This window comes from Adlercreutzia sp. ZJ154 (genome assembly GCF_011039055.1).
Lineage (GTDB): Bacteria > Actinomycetota > Coriobacteriia > Coriobacteriales > Eggerthellaceae > Adlercreutzia_A.
On record NZ_JAAKEF010000010.1, the window covers coordinates 25,141 to 34,175 of the forward strand.

The 9,035-nt window shown below is 46.4% G+C and carries 6 protein-coding genes; all 6 read left to right on the top strand.

Features of this window, described 5'->3' with window-relative positions; genetic code table 11:
* Entirely contained in the window at positions 1-975 is a 975-nt protein-coding gene (locus tag G7Y37_RS05560) for an SPFH domain-containing protein (RefSeq protein ID WP_165062483.1), read from the top strand.
* A 321-nt stretch (positions 976-1,296) separates the two neighbouring features.
* Positions 1,297-3,717: a molybdopterin-dependent oxidoreductase gene (locus G7Y37_RS05565; protein WP_165062484.1), complete on the top strand. Its 2,421-nt coding sequence runs from the start codon at positions 1,297-1,299 to the stop codon at positions 3,715-3,717.
* A gap of 9 nt (positions 3,718-3,726) precedes the next feature.
* Positions 3,727-4,344, top strand: a complete 618-nt coding sequence (gene dsrO, locus G7Y37_RS05570) for a sulfate reduction electron transfer complex DsrMKJOP subunit DsrO (RefSeq protein WP_165062485.1) — start codon at positions 3,727-3,729, stop codon at positions 4,342-4,344.
* 20 nt (positions 4,345-4,364) lie between these two features.
* The gene (nrfD, locus tag G7Y37_RS05575) at positions 4,365-5,588 is read left to right on the top strand and encodes an NrfD/PsrC family molybdoenzyme membrane anchor subunit (protein WP_165062486.1); all 1,224 of its coding nucleotides are present in this window, start codon (positions 4,365-4,367) and stop codon (positions 5,586-5,588) included.
* 102 nt (positions 5,589-5,690) lie between these two features.
* Positions 5,691-6,356 carry a molecular chaperone gene (locus G7Y37_RS05580; protein ID WP_241156030.1) on the top strand — a complete coding sequence of 222 codons (666 nt, stop codon included), beginning with the start codon at positions 5,691-5,693 and terminating at the stop codon, positions 6,354-6,356.
* Positions 6,357-6,563: 207 nt separating this feature from the next.
* Positions 6,564-9,035: leucine-rich repeat domain-containing protein (locus tag G7Y37_RS05585; protein ID WP_165062487.1), on the top strand; the 2,472-nt coding region annotated here is incomplete at its 3' end.

A 9,035-nucleotide genomic window follows, 5' to 3' on the forward strand; every position in this document is an offset into this window, starting at 1 on the left:
ATGGGGACATCAAGAAAAGTGCGCGAAAAGTCTGATTTGGTTGCTACCGAGGTTGATGCTAGGGGCAAGCGCTTTCGTGTTAAGCCGGATACGGTTACAGAGGTCATCGGAGAAAAGGCATCGAACGCAGGCGTTATTGTGTTCGCGGTTGCTATTTTCTTGCTGGCGTTCGCATTGTGCCTAATTGGCGGTTTTGTGTTGCAGGGAAGGGTAACTCTTGTAGCTATTGTTGTAGGCGTTATTGCGGCGGCTTTGGTTGTGTCTTCCTGTCATATTGCGCAACAGTGGGAGCGCGTGGTGGTATTGCGACTGGGGAAATTGAACCGCGTATCTGGTCCCGGTTTGTTTTGGACGTGGCCGATAATAGAGAGCAATACCATGCGAGTAGATACCCGTATGCGCGTAACCACGTTTGGTGCAGAAGAAACTCTTACAGCCGACCTAGTATCGCTTGATGTGAACGCTGTGCTCTTTTGGCATGTGTGGGACGCCGAGGCTGCCTGTATAGAGGTAGGAGATTTTACCGCCGCGGTAGAACTTTCTGCGCAGACGGCATTGCGCGATGCTATTGGGCGGGCAAGTGCAGCCGAAGTTGCCATCAGGCGCGATCAGCTAGACCGGGAACTGAAAAAGGTTCTTGAAGAAAAGGTGTCGCCGTGGGGAGTGACCATACTCTCTGTAGAGGTGCGCGACATTTTGTTGCCCAGAGATCTTCAAGAAGTGATGTCGCTTGAAGCTCAGGCTGAACAGCGCAAGAAAGCCCGTATCATATTGATAGAAGCTGAGCAGGATATATTTGAAATGCTGAATGATATGGAAAGTCTTTACGAGAATAACGATGCTGCAATGCATCTTCGTGCCATGCATCTACTTAATGAATCTCTTCGAGAAGGAAAGGGTACTGTGGTGGTGCCGTCTTCATTCAGCGAGGGATTCTCTGACGTGTTGCCAGACAGCCTTAAAGGGAAAATGTAGAACCAAAGCGTTTGTAGGTCTGAGTTTGTAAGCCTGACCTGAACCGTTGAGTGTAAACAAGATGGCGACTTTGCAAACAAGATGGCGACTTTACAAACAAGAATCTTAGCTAAAGAGATTATCCAAAATTGTCCTATGATTATCCTTGATTGTCATAGGACAATCGTGCTATAGTAGCCACAACGGAATCTGGATTCTCTATTCATTAAAAGCGATAGCAGCTTTGTGGTTGCTAAAAGGTACTTAAGCAATTCCCAGAAGTTTTCCTGTAAGACTTCAAGGGGAAGCTTGAGAATATTGGCGCATTTTTAAGGAGGAGAAATGTCAGGAGGGAAATCGCTCACAGGCATAACTCGTCGTGGCTTCGTGAAGGGCGCAGCTACTGTTGGTGCGTTAGGCGTTATGGCAGGTGGCATGGCTACAACAAGCGAGTGGCTTGCCCCAGCAAAAGCGCATGCCGAGGGATCTAGTGAAAAGATTGGATATACATTCCACAATAGGCATTGCCAGTGTCTATGTTCGCACAAATGCACAGTGCGAGATGGTCGTCTTGTTTTGATAGAGCCAAACGATGCTTTCTCGAATGCCGAGGCTAGTATTTGCGCTAAGGGCATCGGTGAAGTGCAGCATGTATATAGTAAAGAGCGCATCCAAACTCCTATGATCAGAACCGGAGAGCGCGGAAGCGGCGAATTCAAATCCGTCTCATGGGATGAGGCTTTAGATCGTGTTGCTGACACGATAAAAGACATACAGTCCAAAAATGGCAAAGACTCGGTACTTACTATTATGGCTGGAGAAGTAAGAACCACTGAATATCTTTTCTTGCAAAAAGTTCTTGGCGCTAAAGGCGTTTCCGATGGTGCTATGAACGAGGGAATAGACATAGGGTTTGCTAATGGTTTTGATAAAGCTTTTGGCGAAATGAACTATGCGCAAAGCACCAATATGTACAAGGATTGGAAGAGGTCAAAATATGTTTTAAACGTTGGCAGCAATCTTCTTGAAACTACGCTGACCTATAGTTCTAATTTTTTCGATGCCATTGAAGCTGGTACAAAGATAGTGACGGTTGATCCCCATTTTTCACTTACTGCATCTAAATCGACGGAGTGGGTTCCAATTAAGCCCGGAACAGATGCCGCTCTTTATTTGGGCATGATTTCTAAAATAATAGATGACGAATTGTTCGACCGTGATTATCTTACGAAATATACAAGCATGCCTTTCCTTGTTGGCGAAGACGGAGCGCTGCTTAGAAATGGCGAAGAGCCTTCAGAAGACAAGGACGGGAAAAAGATAGATCCGGCCGATTATATGGTTTGGGACGCGGCTGTAGGAGCACCAGTTAGGCATAATCTTGCTGCAAATCCAGTTTTGGAAGGGGAGTTTGAAAAGGATGGCAATAAATACTCGACAGTATTTTTGCTGCTGAAGAACAAGCAAAAAGATTACTCCCTTGATTGGGCTTCCAAAGAAACAGGTATTCCAAAAGCTAAGTTGGAAGAAATAACAAATGACTATGCGTTAATGTCTCCCCAGATTTTATCTACTGGACTTGGTGGTGGAGACAAGTTTGAAAATGCAGACGTTGCGGGTCATGCGCAAGCTATTTTGGCAGCACTAGTCGGCAGCATTGGAGCGGATACAGGGGCTGGAGTTGGCTCTTACGTGCTGACATGGAGGCGCGATAAGGTTAATTTTGGGGCATGGCCTTTGCCTGCTACTTATGCTGCAGGTAAAAGTGCAAAAGGAATCTTTGATATTCGAGATGACAGTGGCATTCATGCTGTTATAACGGGCGGAAATTGCCTGCACGACAGAATAGCAAACATGAACAAGACCAAAGAATGGCTCAACAAATTAGACTTTGTTGTGGCTATTGATATGTACCATACGCCGTCCACTGATTATGCTGATGTTATTTTGCCAGCATGTACGCGATATGAAAGCGACGAAGATGCTGGAATGCTGCATAGCAGCCATCATAGCGTGCTTCTTAAAGGAAAAGTTATAGATCCTCTATTTGAGAGCAAGACGGATTTTTGGATCGAAAGAGAGCTATGTAAGCGTTTTGGCGCAGAGGCAGATCTTCCAAGTACTGCCGAAGAATTGGTTAGAAAGCAGCTTGCTACGGCGAAGGACGAACGTGTAGCTGCAGTTACCGTAGAAGATCTTCTTGCTAACAAATGTGTTATATCTATTCCCCGTAAAGCAACAGAAGAGCATCTCTATACCAATAAAGAATTCAAGACTCCTTCCAAGAAACTTGAACTTTACTATGAAGACCTTCTAAGCTCTGATAATGCGCTTCCTACGTATGAGCGTCCGGGAGAGGCATACGACGAGAATCCAATGCGCAAAGAATATCCTTTGCAGTTTGCGCAAGTTAGAACTAAGTATCTTACACACTGTGCTTTCGCGGATGCCGAGTGGAACAGGCAGTATGCCAACCCGACGGTATATATAAACCCGGAAGACGCAAAAGAAAGAAACATCCAAAGCGGAGACAACGTTAGAGTGTTCAACAATCGCGGAGAATTCAGCTGCGCGGCAGCTTTGGACGAGAGCGTCAGACCCGGATCTGTGAAGATCTATGAAGGCTGGTGGTCAAAGCATATGAAATCGGGAAATATGCAAGAGGTTACAAGCGACAAGCGCAATTTGAGAGGGGCGGACTATAAGATGTACGGTCCGGTAATACCTTTCAATGACACTCTAGTTGAAGTACAGAAGGCATAGGTGAATATCATGACAAAATTAGGAATGGTTATAGATAAACGCCGCTGTATTGGTTGTCAGGCTTGTGCCAATGCGTGCAAGATGCAGAACAATGTTCCCATGGGAATGCTGTGGAATAGGGTGCTTACTGATGGTACGGATATTGTAGATGGCGCTTTTGGTGTCTATCCGAATCTTAATCGAAGCTACACTCCTGTTGCTTGCCAACATTGCGAGAATCCTGCATGTCAGAAGGTGTGTCCTACAGGCGCTACCTATAAGGATGACAAGGGCAGGGTAGAGATAGATTACGACAAGTGCATAGGTTGCCGCATGTGCATGGCTGCATGCCCCTACAACGCGCGTTCTTTCAATTGGGAAGAGCCTGTGCGCGACCCGGATTTCAATTATGGAGACAAAGATGTGCCTGTACGCCCTAAAGGTGTAGCAGAAAAATGCACTATGTGTCAGGAGCTCACAGACAAAGGCGAAGAGCCTATGTGTGTAAAGTCGTGTCCGACAAAAGCCAGAGTGTTTGGCGACTTAGACGATCCGAACTCTGAGATTTCCAAGAAGATAAGCGAAAAGAATGCCTACACGCTTCTTCCCGAGCAGGGCACTCGTCCTCAAGTCCACTACTACAACTAGAGAAGGTAAGGAGAAATAAAATGACAACTCTATTCAAAAAACCTGCCTTCATAGTTCTTGTGGTGTTGGCAGTTGTAGGCATTGCGTGTTGGATATATCAGCTGTTAACAGGTCTTGGAATTACCGGCATGTCAAATGCCAACTCTTGGGGTCTGTACATAATAATGTTCATGCTGTTTGTTGGTCTTTCTGCTGGCGGTCTTATAGTGGCAAGTTCTGCTAGCGTCTTTCATATAAAGCGCTTCAAGGCAGTAGCCATGCCAGCTGTAATACTATCTACAGCTTGCATTTGTGTTGCAGGCATGTTCGTGCTTATAGATGTTGGCGGCATACAGCGCATATGGTGGATGCTTATAAGCCCGAACTTCACAAGCCCTCTTCTTTGGGATATGTGCGTCATAATCTTATACTTGGTGATAAACATACTTTACCTTGTATTCATGAGCTCCAAAAAAGAAGGCGCCGAGCATAAAGTTGAGATAATAAGCCGCTTCGCGCTTCCAATAGCTATCCTTGTTCACTCAATAACCGCTTGGATCTTCGGGCTTCAGATTGCGAAGGAAGGCTGGTATACAGCAATACTTGCTCCTATCTTTGTAGCAAGCGCTATGGATTCTGGGTTGGCGCTTTTGCTTTGCGTTCTATCTGGGCTGAACAAGTCGGGCAAGTTCAAGACAGACAAAGACCTTATGGCAACACTTTCGGGTCTTCTTTGCGCATGCATCGCGGTGGATGCATTCTTCATCGGCTGCGAGGTGCTTACCATGGCATATCCCGGAGCGGGAGGTGCTGATACGCTAGCAATTATGCTATCAGGCTCTATGGCACCCTTCTTCTGGTTTGAGGTTATAGGAGGCTTGGTAATTCCGTTCTGCATTCTTGTGTTTGCGAAGAACAGAAAGAGTGCAGCTTTGGTTGTAACTTCTAGCGTTCTTGTAATATTGGGTGTGCTCTGTAAGCGTATATGGTTGCTGTTAACTGCTTTTGCTGTTCCTAACCTAGAAGGCGCTCCGGGTGTTGCTCTAGGTACGTTTGCAGCTCAGGAAGGTGGCGCTGCTACATGGAATATGTATGGTTTATACGTTCCAACCATTCCAGAGATATTCATTACCATAGGGGCTATAAGTGTTGGTGCCATCATATTCTGGGCGATAGCTCAAAAGCTGTTGATATCAAGTAAAGAACCTCAAGCAAGCGATAGCGTAGATTCTCAGATTGGCAGCGAGGCTAGCGCTATAGCTTAAATTATTGCCATCCTTTCCGTGGGCGATCGTCCCTCCCTAGCGATCGCCACGATTGTCAGAGCCGCTGCTATATGTAGCGGCTCTAGCCTTAAAGAGGGCATAGTGTTAGATAATAAGAACATTCTTTGGCGCAGAGAAAGGTCTGATATGAAAGATAGCAGATTAGAAGTCTATGCGGATGTACTGGCTTTTCTTGGTAATTCACTGCTAAAACCTATAACCCAAACACCAAGTGTAGGTTTAGAGTCTTCTTTTTGGGAGACATTCCCAAACTTCGATAACGAAGAGGTGCAAAAGGGCATAGATAAGTGCCTTGAGTTTGCAAAGAAGGCAGGCAAACGCAAAGAGGCAGGCGAAGATGTGGTAGAGAACACAGCCGTTGAATACACAAAGCTTTTCATAGGACCGCCTTCCCCTTCTGCTTTTCCTTGGGAAACGATGTATCAAGGTAAGGATATATCTGTCGGATTTGGAGAGCCTACAATTAAGATACAGAACATTCTGCGCGATATGGGGCTTGAAGTAAGCAATGCGAACAACCAATATGCAGACCATATAGGAATAGAGCTTCTGGCTCTATCTGAGATGTGCCGCCGTGTGGATGGGGGAGAGCTAAGTTTGGAAGATATGAAATTTTTCATAGAAGAGCACCCCCGTGCTTGGATTGGCGCACTTAGAGATAAGGTTAGCGAAGTGTATCCAGATGGGTATTATGCATGCATCCTAGGCCTTTCGGATGCTGTTATGCGCTCGTTGGAAAATGTATAGCTGACAAAATATACGCATTACTTGCTAATGCTATAGCGGTATCTAAGTACAAATGTTCGCTTTATGCGGGCATTTTTCTTTTTGGTGAAAATGTGAAAGGGCTTGCAAATTTTGCGACCAATCGCTTTAATGCAAGCTACGCGTCGGGAAAACGCGAACGAGTCGGGAAACTCGTTAAACGCAAGCAAGTGTTATAGGGACAGAAAAATGAATAAGCTTGGGAACTGCTCTGTGAGCGCGCGTTCGCTCATGCATACAATTGTTTTAATTTCGATAGTTGTAGCATTACTTGTAGGCTTTGTGTCTGCAGAGTCAATCGCTTATGCCGTAGATACTAGCGGCGAATCGGCTGCTACTGCTACCGAAAGCAATGCCGACGACAATTCTGTTGAAAACGATGCAAACAATGCACCCAACGATAACGGTGCAAACACCACCAATTCTTCGTCTGGTCAATTCATCAATGAAACACGCAGCATTGCAGCTGAAGCGCCTGCGCCCGCTAAAAACGGTAGTTCGGCTGGCACAGTTGACGCAGCGGCTGCAACAGATGAGCCTGCTGCGGCAAACGCATCTGGCAAAATTGAGTACCTGAATTCTTCCAGCGAACACATTGTGGCAGCCGCTCCTATAGGCAGCGAATCGACCATTGTGGGCGACATTGAATATGCCGGCTTGAAGTATCGCATCAATACTGATGCTGCTGACACCGTTACGCTAATTTCCACGGGCGCCGAAATGCCAGAATCAGACATGGTTATTCCGTCGCATGTGGCAAGCGCCAACAAGTTATACACCGTTACGGCTATTGGCAATGCTGCACCGGCTAATGCTGCAGCTGGCGAAACCACATCGCCCGAGGTGTCTACCCTTCATATTCCGGCAACGATCGAGCAAATAGACCCAGCATTCTTTACAAATTTCCCTAACCTTTCGGCGATAGAAGTGGATGCCGAAAGTACCAAATTCGCAAGTTATAACGGCATGTTATTCAATGCCGATTTAACTAGTCTCCTATCCTGTCCCGAGGGTAAGGAGGGAATCGCAGCGCTTCCTGATTCTTTGGCCACCGTCCCTGCTTATGTTTTTACCCGTTGTATTAAGCTTTCGGCCATTTCTATTGGAAGCGCTGCGACATCTTTTACCACACGGGACGGCATTCTATACACAAACGATTTTGAAACCCTGCTGGCTGTGCCGGCTGGCATTGGCACAACGGCAAACATAGCGCCTGAGTGCACGCAAATTGCAGAAGGTGCTTTTGCGGGCAACGCTAATCTTCAAACAATAATTGTAAACAGCAACGTTGAAGCAATTTCTACAGAAGATAAACCTGTTAAAGTTGAAGGTGTTCTTGTAAATAGCGAAGAAAAAAGCGCGGCTGCATTTAGTGAAGATGCTATTGCAAGCGCAAACGTGGCTTTAGCGGGCGACTATTCACGTACTGCTTGGGAAGCAGCGGGCTTTAGAAACTTCACGCAACCCGCAAAGCCGGGAGAAACTGCTGAGGCAAGTGGTCTTACATACACGCTTTTGTCCGATTACACGCTATCTGTTAAGTGGAGCGCCGGCGATGCGGGCGCAACCGCCAAAGGCTACATAGAAATTCCCGCACAAGCTGAAGTTGGCGGCATAACATATCCTGTATCCGCAATAGCCGACAGCGCATTTGCAAACATGACAGAACTTACTCAGGTGCAGCTGCCTGAAACTCTTACCACAATTGGCAAGCACGCTTTTGAAGGCACCGGTCTTACTTCTATATATGTGCCGGCAAATGTGGAAACTATAGACAACGCTGCCTTTGCAAATTGTGCTGCTATGCGCTCTGTCAATCTGAACAGTGCGCTTAAAGAAATTGGCGATGAAGCTTTTAGCGGCTGCGCACAGACAGAATACATTGCGCTTCCTGCGTCTGTGCAGGCAATTGGCGCTAAGGCGTTTAGCAACAATACAAACCTGAAAAACATAATTGCATTGGGTAGCGTTGAGAGTGTTGACCCCACAGCGCTTGTAGGTGTAAACGGAGCAAACATTTATGTACCCTATAACGAAAGCGGCGAATACGCTTGGAGTTTAGGTGCTCCTGTAGCAAATAATCACTTTATGCCCTATGGTGTGAAAATTGCAGATGAGCCATTTGAGCTAGCAGAAGGCGAAACCGCAAACCTGTTTGATGGTGGATATTTGGAAGCTCCGGGCGATATTGAAGTTAGCTATTCTTATAAGGCTCGTCCGGTTAGCATAGATGAAAACGGTGCCGTAACAGCTAAAGTGGAAGGCGCTAGTACAGTTGAGGTAAGCCTAAGCCTGAATTTGGGCGATGCAGAAACTGTAAGCCAAGTGCAGGCTAGTGGCGAAGACAATTCAATGAATGTGCTTCGTGCAGTTCGCAGCGTAGGCGCATCAGCCGGCGATTCTCTAACGATGGATTTAGGTGCCAGCACAGGTGCAGTACGGGTTATGGCTGCTGGTGCAGGTGCATCGACGAGAGATGCTGGGTTTAACTTAACAGTCCACTCTGGTGTTCCTTGCACGCTGAAATATAAGAAAGCAAACAATGGTAGTTATTCAGAAGAGATCAGTGTAGATATAACCAAAGATGCACCGTATGTCACAGGCGATACAGACTTTTATCAGTGGGCATATTGGGAAAACACCGAAACGCATAGCAAGTGG